This is a genomic window from Sphingomonas caseinilytica, assembly GCF_023516455.1.
GTDB lineage: Bacteria > Pseudomonadota > Alphaproteobacteria > Sphingomonadales > Sphingomonadaceae > Sphingomicrobium > Sphingomicrobium caseinilyticum.
In genome coordinates, this window is the sequence record NZ_JAMGBA010000001.1 from 102,728 (window position 1) to 119,211 (window position 16,484).

General features: G+C 60.3%; 16 protein-coding genes and 1 tRNA gene. 15 read left to right on the forward strand and 2 right to left on the reverse strand.

From position 1 onward, the window contains the following. Nucleotides 1-41 precede the first annotated feature (41 nt). From dxs to LZ496_RS00605, 11 genes are all read left to right on the forward strand, one after another. On the forward strand, nucleotides 42-1,970 hold the full coding sequence (dxs, locus tag LZ496_RS00555) for a 1-deoxy-D-xylulose-5-phosphate synthase (protein ID WP_249902659.1): 1,929 nt from the start codon (nucleotides 42-44) through the stop codon (nucleotides 1,968-1,970). A gap of 65 nt (nucleotides 1,971-2,035) precedes the next feature. Next, nucleotides 2,036-2,389: a hypothetical protein gene (locus tag LZ496_RS00560; protein WP_249902660.1), complete on the forward strand. Its 354-nt coding sequence runs from the start codon at nucleotides 2,036-2,038 to the stop codon at nucleotides 2,387-2,389. Continuing rightward, nucleotides 2,386-3,471 (forward strand): endonuclease/exonuclease/phosphatase family protein, encoded by a 1,086-nt coding sequence (locus tag LZ496_RS00565; RefSeq protein WP_249902661.1) that lies wholly within the window; start codon nucleotides 2,386-2,388, stop codon nucleotides 3,469-3,471. Before LZ496_RS00560 ends, LZ496_RS00565 begins: the two co-directional genes overlap by 4 nt. Next, on the forward strand, nucleotides 3,461-4,201 hold the full coding sequence (locus LZ496_RS00570) for a TlyA family RNA methyltransferase (RefSeq protein ID WP_249902662.1): 741 nt from the start codon (nucleotides 3,461-3,463) through the stop codon (nucleotides 4,199-4,201). The genes LZ496_RS00565 and LZ496_RS00570 overlap by 11 nt, the downstream gene beginning before the upstream one ends. Next, complete coding sequence (locus LZ496_RS00575) at nucleotides 4,201-4,734, forward strand: TspO/MBR family protein (protein ID WP_249902663.1); 534 nt, start codon at nucleotides 4,201-4,203, stop codon at nucleotides 4,732-4,734. Before LZ496_RS00570 ends, LZ496_RS00575 begins: the two co-directional genes overlap by 1 nt. Nucleotides 4,735-4,738: 4 nt before the next feature. Next, complete coding sequence (locus LZ496_RS00580) at nucleotides 4,739-5,038, forward strand: accessory factor UbiK family protein (protein WP_249902664.1); 300 nt, start codon at nucleotides 4,739-4,741, stop codon at nucleotides 5,036-5,038. Between the two features lie 47 nt (nucleotides 5,039-5,085). Continuing rightward, entirely contained in the window at nucleotides 5,086-5,538 is a 453-nt protein-coding gene (locus LZ496_RS00585) for a type III secretion system chaperone family protein (protein ID WP_249902665.1), read from the forward strand. A gap of 4 nt (nucleotides 5,539-5,542) precedes the next feature. Further along, on the forward strand, nucleotides 5,543-6,355 hold the full coding sequence (locus tag LZ496_RS00590; RefSeq protein WP_249902666.1) for a pyrroline-5-carboxylate reductase family protein: 813 nt from the start codon (nucleotides 5,543-5,545) through the stop codon (nucleotides 6,353-6,355). A 51-nt stretch (nucleotides 6,356-6,406) separates the two neighbouring features. Continuing rightward, nucleotides 6,407-7,294, forward strand: coding sequence for a branched-chain amino acid aminotransferase (locus LZ496_RS00595; RefSeq protein ID WP_249902667.1), 888 nt, complete (start codon nucleotides 6,407-6,409; stop codon nucleotides 7,292-7,294). 92 nt (nucleotides 7,295-7,386) lie between these two features. Continuing rightward, nucleotides 7,387-9,741, forward strand: a complete 2,355-nt coding sequence (locus LZ496_RS14025) for a putative bifunctional diguanylate cyclase/phosphodiesterase (RefSeq protein WP_249902668.1) — start codon at nucleotides 7,387-7,389, stop codon at nucleotides 9,739-9,741. 75 nt (nucleotides 9,742-9,816) lie between these two features. Further along, nucleotides 9,817-9,891, forward strand: a tRNA-Gln gene (locus LZ496_RS00605). 31 nt (nucleotides 9,892-9,922) lie between these two features. Here the strand turns inward: LZ496_RS00605 and LZ496_RS00610 are convergent. Then, complete coding sequence (locus tag LZ496_RS00610) at nucleotides 9,923-11,083, reverse strand: phytanoyl-CoA dioxygenase family protein (RefSeq protein WP_249902669.1); 1,161 nt, start codon at nucleotides 11,081-11,083, stop codon at nucleotides 9,923-9,925. Nucleotides 11,084-11,429: 346 nt separating this feature from the next. On the opposite strand from LZ496_RS00610, the gene LZ496_RS00615 reads away from it, so the two are divergent. The 4 genes from LZ496_RS00615 to LZ496_RS00630 are packed head-to-tail and all read left to right on the forward strand — an operon-like array spanning nucleotide 11,430 to nucleotide 15,731. Next, complete coding sequence (locus LZ496_RS00615; protein ID WP_249902670.1) at nucleotides 11,430-12,440, forward strand: KpsF/GutQ family sugar-phosphate isomerase; 1,011 nt, start codon at nucleotides 11,430-11,432, stop codon at nucleotides 12,438-12,440. 6 nt (nucleotides 12,441-12,446) lie between these two features. Further along, nucleotides 12,447-13,256, forward strand: a complete 810-nt coding sequence (locus LZ496_RS00620; protein ID WP_249902671.1) for a 3-deoxy-manno-octulosonate cytidylyltransferase — start codon at nucleotides 12,447-12,449, stop codon at nucleotides 13,254-13,256. 43 nt (nucleotides 13,257-13,299) lie between these two features. Next, nucleotides 13,300-14,961, forward strand: a complete 1,662-nt coding sequence (locus LZ496_RS00625; RefSeq protein WP_249903821.1) for a glycosyltransferase family 2 protein — start codon at nucleotides 13,300-13,302, stop codon at nucleotides 14,959-14,961. Nucleotides 14,962-14,966: 5 nt separating this feature from the next. Further along, nucleotides 14,967-15,731: a DUF5672 family protein gene (locus LZ496_RS00630; RefSeq protein ID WP_249902672.1), complete on the forward strand. Its 765-nt coding sequence runs from the start codon at nucleotides 14,967-14,969 to the stop codon at nucleotides 15,729-15,731. Here LZ496_RS00630 and LZ496_RS00635 read toward each other — a convergent pair. Next, entirely contained in the window at nucleotides 15,717-16,451 is a 735-nt protein-coding gene (locus LZ496_RS00635; RefSeq protein WP_249902673.1) for a hypothetical protein, read from the reverse strand. The two genes, LZ496_RS00630 and LZ496_RS00635, sit on opposite strands and share 15 nt — an antisense overlap. Nucleotides 16,452-16,484 lie beyond the last annotated feature (33 nt).

The following is a 16,484-nucleotide window of genomic DNA, read 5'->3' on the forward strand; positions in this document are numbered from 1 at the left end:
CATTGGTGACATGGCCGAAGTGAAGAGATAAGTGCACCGCCATGTCTGATCGTCCCGACACGCCATTGCTCGATAAGGTCAATTTCCCAGCCGATCTCCGTACCTTGGAGAAGGAAGAGCTGCCGCAGCTATCCGACGAGCTTCGAGCCGAGATGATCTCGGCCGTATCCCAGTCCGGCGGACATTTGGGATCGGGTCTCGGCGTCGTCGAGCTGACCGTCGCGATCCATTATGTGTTCGATACGCCCAACGACATATTGATCTGGGACGTCGGCCACCAATGCTATCCGCACAAGATCATCACCGGCCGCCGCGACCGCATCCGGTCGATGCGGCAAGGCGGGGGGCTCAGCGGCTTCACCAAGCGGACGGAAAGCGAGTTCGACCCGTTTGGTGCGGCCCATAGCTCGACCAGCATTTCGGCCGCGCTTGGCTTCGCGATTGCCAACAAGCTCAATGACAAACCGGGCCGGGCGATTGCCGTTATCGGCGACGGCGCGATGAGCGCGGGCATGGCTTATGAGGCGATGAACAATGCCCATGAGGCGGGCAACCGGCTGATCGTCATTTTGAACGACAATGACATGTCGATCGCGCCGCCAGTCGGGTCGCTTCGCAACAGCCTCGCCAGGCTCGTTTCCTCCAGCAAATATCTGGGTCCTCGCCGCGTCGCGCAGAAGCTTGCGCGTGCCATGCCTGATCCGCTGCATCGCGCGGCCCGCAAGATGGAGGAGTTCACGCGCGGCTGGGTCACCGGCGGCACGCTGTTCGAGGAGCTGGGCTTTTATTATGTCGGCCCGGTCGACGGTCACAATGTCGAGGCCCTGGTCGAAATCCTCGAGAATGTGCGCGATGCCGAGGAAGGTCCGATCCTTGTCCATGTGGTGACCAAGAAGGGCAAGGGTTACGGACCGGCCGAGAGTGCGGCCGACAAATATCATGGCGTGGTCAAGTTCGACATCGTCTCGGGCAAGCAGGACAAGGGCCCCGGCGGCGGCCCGCCGGCCTATACGGCGGTGTTCGCGGAGGCGCTAAAGAATGAGATGGCGCGCGACGAGAAGGTCGTCGCCATCACCGCAGCAATGCCGTCCGGCACTGGCCTCGACAAAGTCGAAGCGGCGTACCCCGACCGGACGTTCGACGTCGGCATTGCCGAGCAGCACGCGGTGACCTTTGCCGCTGGGCTTGCGGCACAGGGCCACCGCCCATTCTGCGCCATTTATTCGACCTTTCTTCAGCGCGCTTACGACCAGGTCGTCCACGATGTGGCGATCCAGAACCTGCCGGTGCGATTCGCGATGGACCGCGCCGGGCTGGTGGGCGCCGATGGATGTACTCACGCCGGCAGCTTCGATCTCGCCTATCTCTGCACGCTGCCAAATCTTGTCGTGATGGCCGCCGCCGACGAGGCTGAGCTGGTTCACATGGTCCACACCATGGCCGTGCACGATAGTGGGCCGATCGCGGTCCGCTATCCGCGCGGAAATGGCCGTGGGATCGCGCTTCCCGAGAATCCGCAGGCTCTCCAGATCGGCAAGGGCCGCATCGTCCGCGAGGGCAAGACCGTTGCCATCCTGTCGCTTGGAACGCGCCTGGAGGAAGCGGAGAAGGCCGCGGACCTGCTCGAGGCCAAGGGCCTGTCCACGACGGTCGCCGATCTGCGCTTCGCCAAGCCGCTCGACGAGGATCTGATCCGCAAGCTGCTGACCACCCACGAAGTGGCGGTGACCATCGAGGAGGCAGCGATCGGCGGCCTGGGCGCCCATGTGCTCACCATGGCCAGCGACGAGGGGCTCATCGATTCCGGCCTGAAGCTTCGGACCATGCGCCTTCCTGACATTTTCCAGGACCAGGAAGCGCCGCAAAAGCAGTATGACGAAGCAGGGCTCAATGCGCCGCACATCGTCGAGACCGTGCTGAAAGCACTTCGCCGCAACGACGTCGCCGCCGATACGGGAGCGATCGCCTGACCCTCGATTGGTGGTTCGTTTTCGGGATCCTGGGCCTGCTCGGCCTGTTCTTCCTGACCATGCCGATGTCACGCCGCCGTCACCACTGGCTGGCTCGCCGGCGGGGCCGGGTGGATGCCGAGCGGTTCGAGCGGGCCATGGCACGCGCATTCGTCTCAAGGACGACAATCCACTTCCTGTGGCGTGAACTGGCGCCGCACTATCATGCGCCGCTGAGACCACTTCCCGACGACCGGCTGGAAAGCCAGATCATGATCGACCGGCCGGAAATCGAAGGGCTGATCATCCATTTCTGGCGGTCAATGCGAGGCTCCGATCCCATTCCAGCATTTTCCTCGATCGGGCCCGATCCGACCGTCGCGGAACTTGGCCGGCACCTCGACCTGATGGCGGGCTGGACAGTGCAGAGCGTCGCGTGAGCCGAGTGCGCCAATGGGGCAGGGCGGCGCTCGTCGCCTTCGTAGTCGCGCTGATCGTCGTTTCCTTCCTCCCAATCTGGTGGACCGATCACTGGTGGGTGCGGATGTGGGACTTCCCCCGGCTCCAGGTTGCGGCGTTACTGGTCATTGTCTGCGTGGGCCTGGGGTTCGTTTCCGTGGGCCGGTGGCGCTGGCCCTTGTTGGCGGGCACTGCGGCCGCACTCGCGTGGCAGGTCAGCCATTTCGTCGCCTATTTCCGGCCATATCCAAGGCAGGTTGCGAGCATCGAAAATTGCCCGGCGGGCAGGCAGATTTCGCTGTTGAACGCCAATGTGCTGATGACCAACAAGGACTATGGCCGGCTCATCGATCTGGTCGAGCAGAGGAAGCCGGACGTCCTCCTGCTACTGGAACCCGGATTCGAATGGGAAGCGGCGATAAAGCCGCTCCTCGCCGAATATCCCTTCCGACTTTCGGAGCCACTTCCAAATACTTATGGGATGATCCTGTTATCCAGATTGCCGATGGACGGGCGCATCCAGCATCTGCTCCAGCCAGCCGTGCCGTCCGCTCACGTCAGGCTTCGATTGGCCGGCGGCGAGCAGGTTGACCTTCACGCGGTCCATCCCGAGCCGCCATTGCCCGGCGACGATAGCGGCGAGCGCGATGCAGAGCTTGTAACCGTCGGGAAGCGCGTTCGCGATGTGGGCCGGGCGGCGATCGTCATCGGCGATCTCAACGACGTCGCCTGGTCGCGAACGTCGGACCTCTTCAGAAGGGCGGGAGGCATGCTCGATCCGCGCGTCGGGCGCGGCTTCTACCCCACCTTCAACGCCAATTATCCGCTGCTGCGCTGGCCGCTCGACCATCTGTTCGTCTCGCCGCACTTCAAGGTAATGAAGCTCGACCTGCTCCCGGATATTGGGTCCGACCATTTGCCGATTTTCTTCCAGCTTTGCCTGACCGAGAATGGGTCTGAGCGAAAGGTGTTGCCGGAAGCGTCTCCGTCGACCGAAGCCGAAGCGGCGCATGAGGTTCAGGCCGGCGTGGCCGAGCGGCAGGAAGAGCAGAATGGGCAGTAAGATCCGCGCCGACCAGTTGCTGGTGCAACTTGGCCTGGCGGAAAGCCGGACCCGGGCCCAGGCGCTCATCCTTTCCGGCAATGTGTTTGTGGGCGATCGGCGCGTTGCGAAGGCAGGCGACATGCTGGCCGACGATGTGGAGCTGACGGTCAAGGGCCGCGACCATCCCTGGGTCTCGCGCGGGGGGATCAAGCTGGAGCATGGGCTCAAGCATTTCGAATTTGACGTGACCGGTGCAGTGGGGCTCGACGTCGGAAGTTCGACGGGCGGCTTTACCGACGTGCTCCTGAGCCACGGCGCGGCAAAGGTCTATGCCGTAGATGTCGGAACCAACCAGCTGGCCTGGAAGCTGCGCAGCGATCCGAGAGTGATCGTGCACGAGCAGACCAATGCTCGCGACCTCACTGGCCAAATCATTCCGGAAGCGGTCGATATCGTGGTCTGCGACGCGAGTTTCATTAGCCTGGCGAAGGTGCTGGATGCCGCGCTCGGCCTTGCGAAGCCCGGCGCCAGGCTCGTCGCGCTCGTGAAGCCGCAATTCGAGGCGGGCCGCGAGGAAGTCGGCAAGGGCGGGGTCATTCGGGACCCGGCGGTCCACCAGAGAGTTTGCGATGAAGCGGCCGAATGGGTCCGCTCAAAGGGCTGGCGAGTTCTGGGGATCGAGCAGAGCCCGATCACCGGACCCGAAGGCAATGTCGAATTCCTGCTTGGGGCGATAAAGGAGGATTGATGGCAAGCGTTGAGCGTGACGATCGAGGGATCTGGGGCAAGGCGGCCATTGCGATACCGGCGATCGTGCTTTGCGGAATCGCCGCCGGCTGGCTGTCCAACAGCGGCGTTGAGAACGACTGGTACGCCAAGCTCATAAGGCCCGGGATCCAGCCGCCGTCCTGGCTGTTCGGGCCGATCTGGGCGGCGCTCTACGCGCTGATGGGCCTGGCCGTGGCCGTGGTATGGAACGAGCCGCCGTCACGCGAGAGGGCGAACGCGCTGCGGCTGTTTTTCGCGCAGCTTGTCCTCAACTATGCCTGGTCGCCGGTATTCTTCGGCGGGCATTTCATCGAAACCGCGCTTGTGCTTTTGATCGTCATTCTTGTGTTGGCTCTGGCCACTGCAAAGACGTTCAAGAACATTCGGTCGATGGCGGGCTGGCTGTTGCTTCCCTATCTTCTGTGGTTGTGCCTTGCCGTGGTGCTCAACTATGAGACGGGTAGGCTAAACCCCGGCGCCGATGCTGCGCCGCTTGGCCTGATTGGAGCGTGAACTAATGCAATCGCAGAACCGGATGTTCGACGATTTGGTCAAGATGATGAACGGCGTAGCCGGCACCATGGCTGGAGTGGGCCGCGAAGCCGAATCGTCGATGCGCGAGAAGATGCGCGAATGGGTCGGCGGAATGGATTTCGTCGCCCGCGACGAGTTCGAAGCGGTGAAGGCGATGGCGATCGCCGCGCGCGAGGAGAATGAGGCGCTGAAGGCACGGATCGAAGCGCTCGAAGCGACGGCGAGTCCCGCTGCCGCCAAGCCCAAGGCCGCGCCCAAGCCGCGGAAGGGAGCCAACCCCTGACCGACGTTTCCGAAACCGACGAGCGCGACGACGGCGCTCCGATCGAGATGCTGGAGCAATATTTCGAGGCTCGCGGGTGGGCCTGCGAGCGTGCGGGCGATGGCGAGATCATCGCGTCGGCAACCGGTAGCTGGGCGCAATATGAGCTTCGCGGCGTGTGGCGGCATGAAGACCAGGTGCTGCAGTTCCTGGCGTTCCCCGACATAAAGGTCGCCGCCGAAAAGCGTTCGGCAATCTATGAATCCCTGGGCCTCATCAACGAGCAGCTCTGGCTCGGCCATTTCGAGCTGTGGTCGGGATCCGGCCTGATCGTGTTCCGCCACGCCGCTCTGGTCGGCGAAGGTGAAACGATGAGTTTCGAGCATGCCGAAGCGATCAGCGAAGCAGCGCTTGAAGAGTGCGAGCGCTTCTATCCCGTGTTCCAGTTCGTGCTGTGGGGCGGAAAGTCCCCGACCGAGGCGATCTCGGCTGCGTTGATCGACACGGCCGGAGAAGCCTGACGTCATGACGCCGGCTTTCCCGGCGCCGGCCTGGCTGGTCGGATGCGGCAATATGGCCGGGGCAATGGTTGCAGGCTGGCGGCTGGCGGGCATCGATTTTTCCGGCGTTACGGTGATCCGTCCAAGCGGAAAGCCGGTCGACGGGGTAACCACCGTCACCGACTATCCGGAGGAACAGCCTCAATTCGTCATGCTTGGCTTCAAGCCGCAGAAGCTGGACGAGGTCGCCCCAGAGCTGGCGCCGCATGTCGGTGCCCAATGCATCGTAGTATCGATGTTGGCGGGGGTGTCTGCTGAAACGCTGAGGGAGCGGTTCCCCGAGGCACGGTCGGTTGTTCGTGTCATGCCCAACTTGCCCGTGGCGCAGGGGCAGGGGATGACAGCGATTTACTCCCCGGATGGAGGTCGGGAGCAGCTAGCCGACATTGACCAGCTCATGGCGTCGCTCGGCGCGATCTCCTGGTGCGAAAAGGAAGAGGAGTTGGGCGTGATCGGCGCGATCGCGTCGGCCGGAATTGCCTATGTCGCGCGCTTTGCCGCGGCACTGGCGAAGAGCGGGGAGGCGCTGGGCATGCAGCCCGGCACGGCCGAACAGGTGGCGGTCCAGACATTGGTCGGAACGGCTGCCTATGTCGCCGACACTGGCGCCTCGATGAGCGAAATCGCAAAGCGGGTCGCAAGCCCCAAGGGAACGACGGAACAGGGGCTCGCGGTCCTCGACGCAGAAGAGGGCCTACAGCAGCTGGTCGATCGCACGATCCAGGCTGCCGTCCAACGCTCCAGGGAACTGGCCGACGAAGCCGCCCGACGCAATTGACGGTAGGCACCTGCTCGCTTAGGCGCGTCGCCAATAATCGAGAGGGTGAAAATGGCCGACACGCGCAGCTACGACGACCGGGATGGGTGGATATGGATCGATGGGAAGCTTGTTCCCTGGCGCGAGGCGAACGTCCACATCCTGACCCATGCGATGCACTATGCCTCGTCTGTGTTCGAAGGGCAGCGGGCCTATGGCGGGGTCATCTTCAAGCTCAGCGAGCATAGCGCGAGGCTGCGGAAATCGGCCGAGCTGCTGGGCTTCGAGCTCCCCTGGTCGGTCGAAGAAATCAATGCGGCCTGTGACGAGGTGGTGAAGGCGAACGACCTGACCGACGCCTATGTTCGGCCAGTCGCCTGGCGCGGTTCGGAAAATATGGGTGTCAGCCCCAAGAACACTAAGCCGCATATGGCGATCGCCGCGTGGAACTGGGGCAAATATTTCCCGCCGGAGATTGCGGACCGCGGCCTTCGGCTGGACATTGCCCCGTGGCGTCGCCCGGCGCCCTATACCGCGCCGGTGCACAGCAAGGCGGCCGGCCTCTACATGATCGCCAGCCTCTCCAAGAAGCATGCCGACGAGCGCGGCTACGACGATGCGCTGATGTTCGACTGGCGCGGGCAGGTTGCGGAAGCAACCGGAGCAAACGCCTTCTTCATCAAGGAAGGCAAGCTATTCACTCCGACACCGGACTGCTTCCTCAACGGCATTACGCGGCAGACGGTGATGGATCTCGCTCGCCGACGTGGGATCGAAGTCGAAGAGCGGGCCATTTGGCCGGACGAGCTGGAGAGCTTCGAACAGATGTTCATCACCGGGTCCGCGGCCGAAGTTACGTTCATCCGCTCCGCCGGCCCGTGGAACTTCGAAATCGGCGACCTGTCGCGCCAGCTGCAGCGCGACTACGACGATTTGGTCAACCGGCGCCTCAACTATTGAGCTTCCGCCTCCGAAGATTCATGGTTTCTTCGCACTCTACTGGCTAAGCGTAGCGTTGCCGGATCATTGGGAGGTTGGCGGAACGGCTTCGCGTGGGGGAACAGGAAACCAGTCTGGAGCAAAATAGCCGTCCCGGTTCACGCCGGTTGCGGTGTTCCGACCTGCTCTCGCTAAAGACGCCGCGCGACCGCATCGGGAAGGCCGTGCGCCAGGCGCAGATCGATGCCCTGGTCCGTCTCGTCCCGGCAACGGTTGCGATCCAGGTCCTGACTGCCGCGGTGATGGTGGTCGGCCTTCGGGACACGACCGACAATTTCCAGATCGGGCTGTGGTTTGGCGCTGCCTTGTTGCTGTGCCTGATGCGCGGCGCACGTGCGGTCCGGCTCCGTCACGATCCGGAATATGCTGAGCAATATCCGGCCAAGACCGGCACTATCTGCCTGCTAATCGCGATGCTGGCCTCGATGTGGCTGGTGCCGCCGCTGTTCTGGTTCGAAACAGCCGGGCCGAGCCAAAAGATATTCATGTGCGTCGTCATGGCCGCGCTGGTGAGCGCCGGCAGCATCACGCTCGTCTCGCTTCCGCAGGCCGCCATTCTTTACGTCGGAATCCTGACGATCGGCTGCGTTTCCTTGACCTTGAGGCTTGGAAGTCCGCCGATGTTCGGACTGGTCATTGTTTATTCCGGTGTGTTGATCGTCAATGTGGTCAGCACCGCGCGCCAGTTCATCGCCCATAGCCGCGATCGGATAGAGCTGCGCGAGCAGGGCGAGATCATCAAGCTGCTCCGTGAATTCGAAGCGTCCGGGTCCGGTGGTCTCTGGGAACTCGATGGAGATCTCAGCTTCGTTAAAATGTCCCCGGAACTGCTGGCGCCCAATGGGCTTCGTGAGGAGCAGATCGTAGGCCGCCATTACAGCTGGCTGTTGGACCCAGCAGGCCAGGTTGTCGCCTTCTCATCCGGCATGCGGGATCTGTTCAGTGACCTTGAAAGCGGAACGCCATTCCGTGACCGGGCAATCCCCTCGCCCGATCATCAACGCTGGTGGTCGATATCCGGCAAGCCAATCCTTGATGAAAAGTCCGAGCTTGTGGGGTGGCGCGGTGTTGCCTCCGACATCACCGAGGCCAGGCTTTACGGCAACGATTCCGTGCGGGCCGCCCGAACAGACCCGCTGACGGGCCTCGCCAACCGGCTGCTGGTTCGTGAGCTGCTTGAAGAAGCGGTGATGCGGCAATGGGACAATCAGAATGGCTGCGCGCTGCTCCTGGTCGATCTCGATCGGTTCAAGCTGGTCAACGATACCCTGGGTCATGCCATCGGCGATCAATTGCTGGTCGAAGTCGGACGGCGGCTTCAGGGCTCCGTCGGAGAGGGCGGCCGCGTAGGCCGCATCGGCGGTGACGAGTTCGCGGTAGTTTGGGGGGGTGGAAGCGATCGGCTGCAACTTGCTGCGGTCGCCGACCAGATCGTTGCCGACCTGTCGAAGAGCTTCAACGTCGGCGCTGCAACGCTTCATGTCGGGGCGACCATCGGGATCGCGGTGTGCCCCACGGACGGCACCTTCGAAGAACAGCTCATGCGCAATGCGGACCTTGCTCTCTATCGAGCCAAGGAAGCAGGGCGCGGCGGGCATGCCTTCTTCGAGCGGTACATGTTCGACGAGGCGGAAGATAACCGCCTGTTGGAGCAAGATGTCCGACAGGCGCTCGGCGGCGACGGCCTCGGGCTGGCCTATCAGCCCATCATTGATGCCGACAGCGGCGAGGTGGTGGCGCGCGAAGCATTGCTTCGCTGGCGGCATCCGAAGCGTGGGGAGATTCCGCCGGACCAGTTCATCCCGATCATCGAGGATGCCGGCCTTATCCACCAGATCGGCGACTGGGTGATCAGGGAAGCCTGCGCCGAAGCCGCGACCTGGGGCAGCGACATGAGGGTCGCGGTCAATATCTCCGCGGCGCAGCTGTCGGGAGCCGGGCTTGCCCGGACGGTGTTGGGCGCGCTTGCGGCAACGCGGCTTGAGCCTAGCCGCCTTGAACTCGAAGTGACCGAGAATGTGTTCCTGGGCGATGATGCGGCAACCCTGGCTTCGCTCGAGCGGCTCCGCGGATTGGGTGTTCGCCTGGTTCTCGACGATTTCGGCAAGGGATACAGCAGCTTCGGCTATCTAAGCCGTGCGCAGTTCGCCAAGATCAAGATCGACCAAAGCTTCGTTCGAGGCGCGGCTGAAGGGGCGAAGGATTGTGTCGCGATCGTCCATGCCATCCTGGCCTTGGCCCGTGGACTGGGTGTCGAAACGACCGCCGAAGGCGTCGAAACCGAGGCCCAGGCGGAGGTGATGCGGCTACTTGGATGCGATCAGCTTCAAGGCTTCCACTTTGGCCGTCCGGTTCGGGCCAACGAACTTCCGCGGACACAGCGGCAAGATAGCCGCCGAAGCGCCTGATTTCGGCTTTTCAAGCCGCGCTTGGCCGCTATAAGCCGCCCCGCGCGCATCGCTCCAATCCGGAGCAGCCCATGCTGGGGCGTCGCCAAGCGGTAAGGCACCGGTTTTTGGTACCGGCATTCGCAGGTTCGAATCCTGCCGCCCCAGCCATTTTCACGTCGTGTGGACAGCGCCTGCAATTTTACGCGTCAACAGGGCGCCGCAAGCCTGCCGGCCGCCAGTGTTGAACCTTCCAACCGCGTCTTGATAGCCAATCGATAATTGACGCCAGCCACTCAGCGCGGCGAATTGCGATCGGACGCCAGGATAGGGGATCCAAGCCGGTCCATGGGATATATGGAGTGCGCCGGGCGTAGGCCCAAAGCTCCACGCGCACCGTCACGCGGTTGGAATTGGCGCGAGCATGGAACCCGCAAGTGTCCGCTGCAATCAGGGTGTTCGCTGGAACGGCGAAATGCGTCGGATTCGGCAAGTTTAACTCGCCAAGCTCTTCCGGCGTAATTCGGAATGAGCCGCGCTGGGATAAACGATCGCCGTGCTCCGCGACGTCAATGCTCTTGCGATACTCCCATTCGGCGCGCTCGGGCGTAAGCCGATGAGATCCGGCGACATATGTCAGCGGCCGGTCGTCCGGCCCAACGTCCGTCAGGAACAGCCATGCCTTCATCGAGGGATGGAATGTATCGGCATGGAGCTGGATCTGTGGATCTGGCGGCGCCTCGACGCAGCCGCCAATGATCGTTTGAATATAATAGAGAGGTGCGGTCCGACTGCTCGCCACATACGCCATGATCCCCTTCCACAGCGGACTATCGAGCATTCGATCAAGATCGGGCATCGCCGCAAGGAACTCTGGCCCTACCGGCACGCGCCTAGTTACGGTGTCGCCTTGCTGATGTATCCGGCTTTCCAATTTACATTCCAGCAACTCAGCCTGCAGCCGACGAAAGACATCCTCGGGTAGGAAATTTGGGACCTCGACAAAGCCGTCTCGATCGAACTGTTGCCTGAAGTCAGCTGGAATCAGACGGGCGAGCTTCGCCCGGCGATAAGCGGCAAGCCGGTGAGCTGCTTTAATTCGCCAAAGGTGGAGTCCAACCCTGTTCAATCGCTTTGAGCCAATGATCGGATTGTCGACGAAACTCTTGGCGCCGCTAACGACTGCGAGCACCCAGAACGGCAGTCGCCACCACCGCAGCTTGTTTTGACGGCGCTGTACGCTCACTGGTGTCGCGGCAACGGCGGTATTCCCGCTTTCGCGAAAACTGCTTTGATCCAACTGCAATTTGCCTCGCGCTGACTTTTTCGAAGGCTGCTTCCCGCCCACCAGGATGCGATCCAAGAAGGGCTTCTGCCTTGCTACATAAAAAGGCCCCCCCGATTTGCACGTCATCAGATGGGAGCTAACCAAAATTAAGCGGCAATGATGTTGCCGCGAAGACACGTTCCACAATTACTTTCATGACCGAAACAATATTTTGCGGCTGAAAAGCGTCCTTAATGCATCTATGATATTGACCTCAATCGAAATTACATTAGGTGAACGTTTGTGGAGGGCATTTAATTCCAATTAAATGAACCACTTAACAGAAAAAGCGGTTTCGCGTTAGGCGATACCGGAATATGGTCTCCAAATCGCGCGGATGGGGCTCGGGTGTCGCGCTACGTGGTGTGGGGAAGCGTAAGAAATGTCTATTCAAAATGCTGTTCGGTTCGATTTCCCGAGCCATTCGGTTCTCAATCGTGGTGCGGAAGTCATACGAACGGAAGCGGCGGCTCTCCAGCTCCTTGCCTCCTCCCTTGATGAATCGTTCATCATGGCTTGCGAGGCGATTCTGCGCTCGCAAGGTCGTGTTGTTATCACCGGCATGGGTAAGTCGGGACATATCGGAAGAAAATGGGCCGCGACGATGTCCGCGACGGGCACGCCAGCGATCTATGTGCACCCGGCAGAGGCGGCTCATGGCGACCTTGGTATGCTCATTCGGGGCGATGTCCTGATCGTCATTTCCAATTCCGGAAATACCAGTGAGCTTCGCCCGTTTCTCAAATATGCCAAGGAAATTGGCGTGCCGGTGATTGGTGTCGCATCTCGACTGGACTCCATCGTTATGGAAAATGCCGACATCAAGCTCTGCTTGCCCGTGACGCGAGAGGCATGTCATGCCAACATCGCACCGACCACCTCTACCACCATGCAATTGGCGTTGGGCGATGCGCTAGCGATGACCTTGATGGATCTACGCGGCTTCTCGGTCGACGGAATGAAGGCACTGCATCCCGGCGGTTCGCTCGGTCTGAGGCTGACACCCGTGCGGGAGATGATGCATTCGGCTGACCACATTCCGCTGGTCGATCAATCGGCACCGCTGCGCGAAGTCATATTGACGATGACCTCTAAGGGATTCGGCATTGCGGGTGTGGTTGATCCGGCGGGCAGGCTTATCGGTGCAATCACTGACGGCGACCTTCGCCGTCACTTTGAGGATTTGGTCAACCCTGATGCGACGGCAGAAGAGGTAATGACACGGAATCCAATCACAATCAGTGCCAATATGCTGGCGGAAGATGCACTTCAGCTTTTGAACGAGAATGAGATTACGGGCGCTTTCGTGATGGAGCCAATTGCACTTGTGAACACCAACGTGCCGGTGGGTATCGTCCACATTCATGACTTCTTGCGCATCGGCCTTGGCTAATTTGGAATGGCTTCTCCAAGTTTTGCGATCGTCATTCCGGCACGCTACGCGTCCACACGATATCCCGGAAAGCCGCTGGTTCCTCTAAAGGGCGCTGGCGGCACCGCTAAAACCCTGATCCAGCGCAGTTGGGAATGCGCTTCAAGCGTTGCTGGATGCACCGGGGTATGGGTTGCAACGGATGACGCGCGCATTGCGGATGAGGTACATGGATTTGGGGGAAGCGTCGTAATGACGTCCCCAGAATGCGCCAATGGTACCGAGCGCTGCGCGGACGCGATCGCGCAGTTGGGCGACATTGCCGACGTGGTCGTCAATCTGCAAGGTGACGCACCCTTGTCGCCGACGTTCGCCGTTGAGCGGCTCGTTGCGCGCCTGTCGGCAGATCCAAGCGCTGTGATGGCGACGCCGGCCGTTCGCTGCTCGCCATCGGTGCTGAAGCATTTGCTGGATGATGTGGCCGAGGGCAGGGTAGGGGGCACAACCGCGGTGTTCGACCGATCCGACAGGGCATTATATTTCTCCAAGCGCATCCTGCCGTACCTGCCGAATGCCGAGCAGATCGAGGAGCCTGTCCCGGTCCACCTGCATTTAGGCATGTACGCTTATCGGCCGGAAGCATTGTACGCCTACCGCAGCTCTGAGCCTTCGAATCTCGAACTGTTGGAAGGGCTTGAACAGCTAAGGTTTCTGGACATGGGGATGCCTGTATCGGTCGTCCGGCTGGAACCCTTGGAGTGGGATTCCATTGAGCTTAATAATCCCAGCGATGTCGCGGTCATCCAGAGAGTATTGATTCAGCGTGGAATCGACTAATCAGCCTGGTTGGTTGCCGCGAAAGAGCGAGGCTGGTTTGAAGGTGGGCGCATCCGAAAGCCCTTCATTTTTGCGTGGGCAGGCTCAGCTTGCATTGCGGATTTGGCTGACCCTCAGAGTGCATGCGGATGGATTTCGGGCCAATCCCTATGCCTATATCCAGGCTGCGGGATGGCGCTTGCGCGGCCTCAAGGTAAGGTCGCGAAATCGGATTGCACCTCTGGCGGGCAGTTCGCCTCATGCATACGAGTTATGGAAGGCGCGCAAGCAATCGGCACCATCGCCGCAACCGGCGGCGCCTGCCGAGCGAGCGTTGCCTAAAATCCTGCCGATCGTCGATTGCAGGTCCGGCTCGGCAATTGAAGATACGCTTATCTCGATAGCCGGGGCGGGGAACGCCGCCCAGCCAATTCTGATCGGTGGCCCTCCGTTGCCCGGATCTTTCCAGGTGGCATGCCCTGATCAACTCCGCCAGCATCTGCTTCCGCAGGGATCGTGGATATGCCCAATGGCGTCGGGAGATCTTCTGGCTCCAGGAGCCTTCGACGCCTACTCAGCAGCTATCTTATCCTCCCCGGAGGCCGGCGTAATTTATGCCGATGACGATCTGATATTACAGTCCGGAGAGAGTGGGCGCCCCCATTTCAAGCCCCAATGGAACCGGGATCTCTTCGATCACCACGATTATATCACCGGCGCTTCCGTCCTTCGCGTACGTCCTGAGACCTTCGCATCTTGGCCCAGTGACGGCTGGGTGGACGCACTTTTGGGCGAAATCCTGAAATCCGGACCTGCGCCTGTCCATCTACCGTTGATGCTGCATCATCGCTGCTCGCGGCCAGCTCCGATAATTCCTTTGCTGCATGCCGAGCCGCTCGGAGAAGCGCCAGTAGTCAGCGCAATCATTCCGACGAGAAATCATTTCCGCTTGCTTCGTCATTGCATCGAGGGTGTCGAGCGAGCTGATTACCCAACCGTCGAGATTATCGTCATCGACAACGACAGCGACGATCCTGAAACCTTGGCCTACCTCAAGCAATTGGAGTTTGCTGGCTACAAAGTCCTTCGACGACCTGGCCGGTTCAATTTTTCAGTGCTCAACAATGACGCCGTCCGGCAGGCGTCGGGGTCGATGCTGTGCTTTCTTAACAACGACGTCGAAATGATCGATCGGAACTGGCTTACGCCATTGGTTCGGCAGGCTATCCGCCCGCAGATCGGGGCGGTCGGCGCGATGCTGCTCTATCCCGACCACACCATTCAGCACGCGGGCGTCTATCTTGGCATCGGCGGAGGTGCAGGCCATGCGCATCGGTTCCTTCCCGATGAAGATCCTGGCTATTTCAATCGGGCACGATTGCCTCAGTTGGTCAGTGCAGTCACGGCCGCATGCATGACGGTGGATCGCGAAAAATTCCTGCAGGTAGAAGGATTTGACGAGTCGCTTTTCCCGGTGGCGTTCAATGATGTAGACCTCTGCCTCAAGCTGAACCGTCGCGGATGGCAGTCGTTCTATGAGCCGCGGTCAAGACTGATACACCATGAGTCCAAATCTCGAGGAAGCGATAGTGCAAGGCCCAACCGCGCCCGATTTGCCGGGGAACTCCAAGCATTGAAGGCCAAGTGGCATACCGATCAACATCGTGACCCGTTTCACCATCCCGAGCTCAGTCCTTTCAGCGAACAGTTTGTCGTGGCCATTTAAGCAAGATGGCCAAAATCCAACTTCCAACCGTGACGCTATGTGCGGCCGCTTCAGTGAATATGCCGGCAACCGTCGCGGCCCTCCATGCAAGCATGGCACATCTGGAGTTTGCCGAGTGTCTCCTGTTCACAGATGGCGAGCGGGCAACTTGCGAGAGTATTCGCCAAGTGCGCATTCCAAGGTTGCGCAGCTCACTAGATTATTCGGAATTCATGATCCGGAGTTTGCCGGAGCATATCCGGACGGAGCACTGCCTCGTTGTGCAGTGGGACGGATTCGTCATAAATGCAGATCGCTGGGATCCGTCGTTTCTGAATTTTGATTATATTGGTGCGCCCTGGCCACAATTCGATGACGGTCACAACGTTGGCAACGGTGGATTTTCATTGCGCAGCCGCAGGCTTCTCAATGCTTGCCGGGACGATCATTTCCGCCCTGGCGGTGCGGAGGACTTAGCCATCTGCCGCGTTAATCGGCCGATGCTCGAATCGGAGTTCGCAATCCGGTTTGCGGATTTGCCAACCGCTGAACGCTTCTCTTTCGAACGAACCATGCCGGCCGCCCCAACCTTTGGGTTCCATGGCGTATTCAACATGATCGAGGCGATCGGCGAGGATGCATTCTGGAATCACTACCTTGGCCTCGACGACCGCACGAGCGCACATCTGGATTTCTGGCAAATCTTGCGGCAGCTGGGCCGCGGTCCGCACGCGTCCAGGAGGCGGAGGAAGTTCGTCGTGGATCGCCTTGCTGGCCTATTCCGCAGCTAGCTTGTCCGGTCCGCTATTGGCCGCGCTTTTCAGATAGAGGTTGCGTTCCTTCAGCCACAGGTCCGCATAATCGCAATCCTGCCATTCATCGAACCATGGGCCGCCATTGGTGTAATGGATCACCCGAGGCGTCTTGTCCGGCTTGGGATATTCGCCTTCCAGGAAGTTCCAATCGAGCTCCAGAGCGCCAATGGCAGCGTCATCCTTCACCCATTCGAACCGGTGCAGAAACGCAGGCGTTGCATTATTAACGACTTCAGGCGTTAGGCCCTTAACGTCAGGATGGCTGCAGTTGAAGATCATGAACGACGACCAATTCTTCCGAGGATAGGTGGTCTGCAGCTTGCCATCCATCTTAACGGCATGAGTCGGAACATAGTCGTGCTGAACGCAATAAACGGCCTTTTCGGGATCGAGTCCGTCAAATATCTTTCGGATATCCGACGTATAAAGAAAATCGCAGTCCGAAAAGACAACCCACCCATCATTAGCTGCAAGAAACGGTGTTAAGAAGCGGGTGAGTGAAAATTCTGTTGAAGAATTAACATCGAAGGGGCGAGTATATAGTCCGAGCTCACGGAGCACATCTTGCCGAAGAGGGATAACGATCAAGTCATTGTCAGCATGGCGCAGCAAAGAGTGACGGGCAACCTGCCAGGCAATATCCTCGCGGCTATCGTACCCAATAAATATTTTGGTGACCGGGTGGACGCTGTTCATTACTATTGGAGCTCGGTATGAAATGGCCTGTCG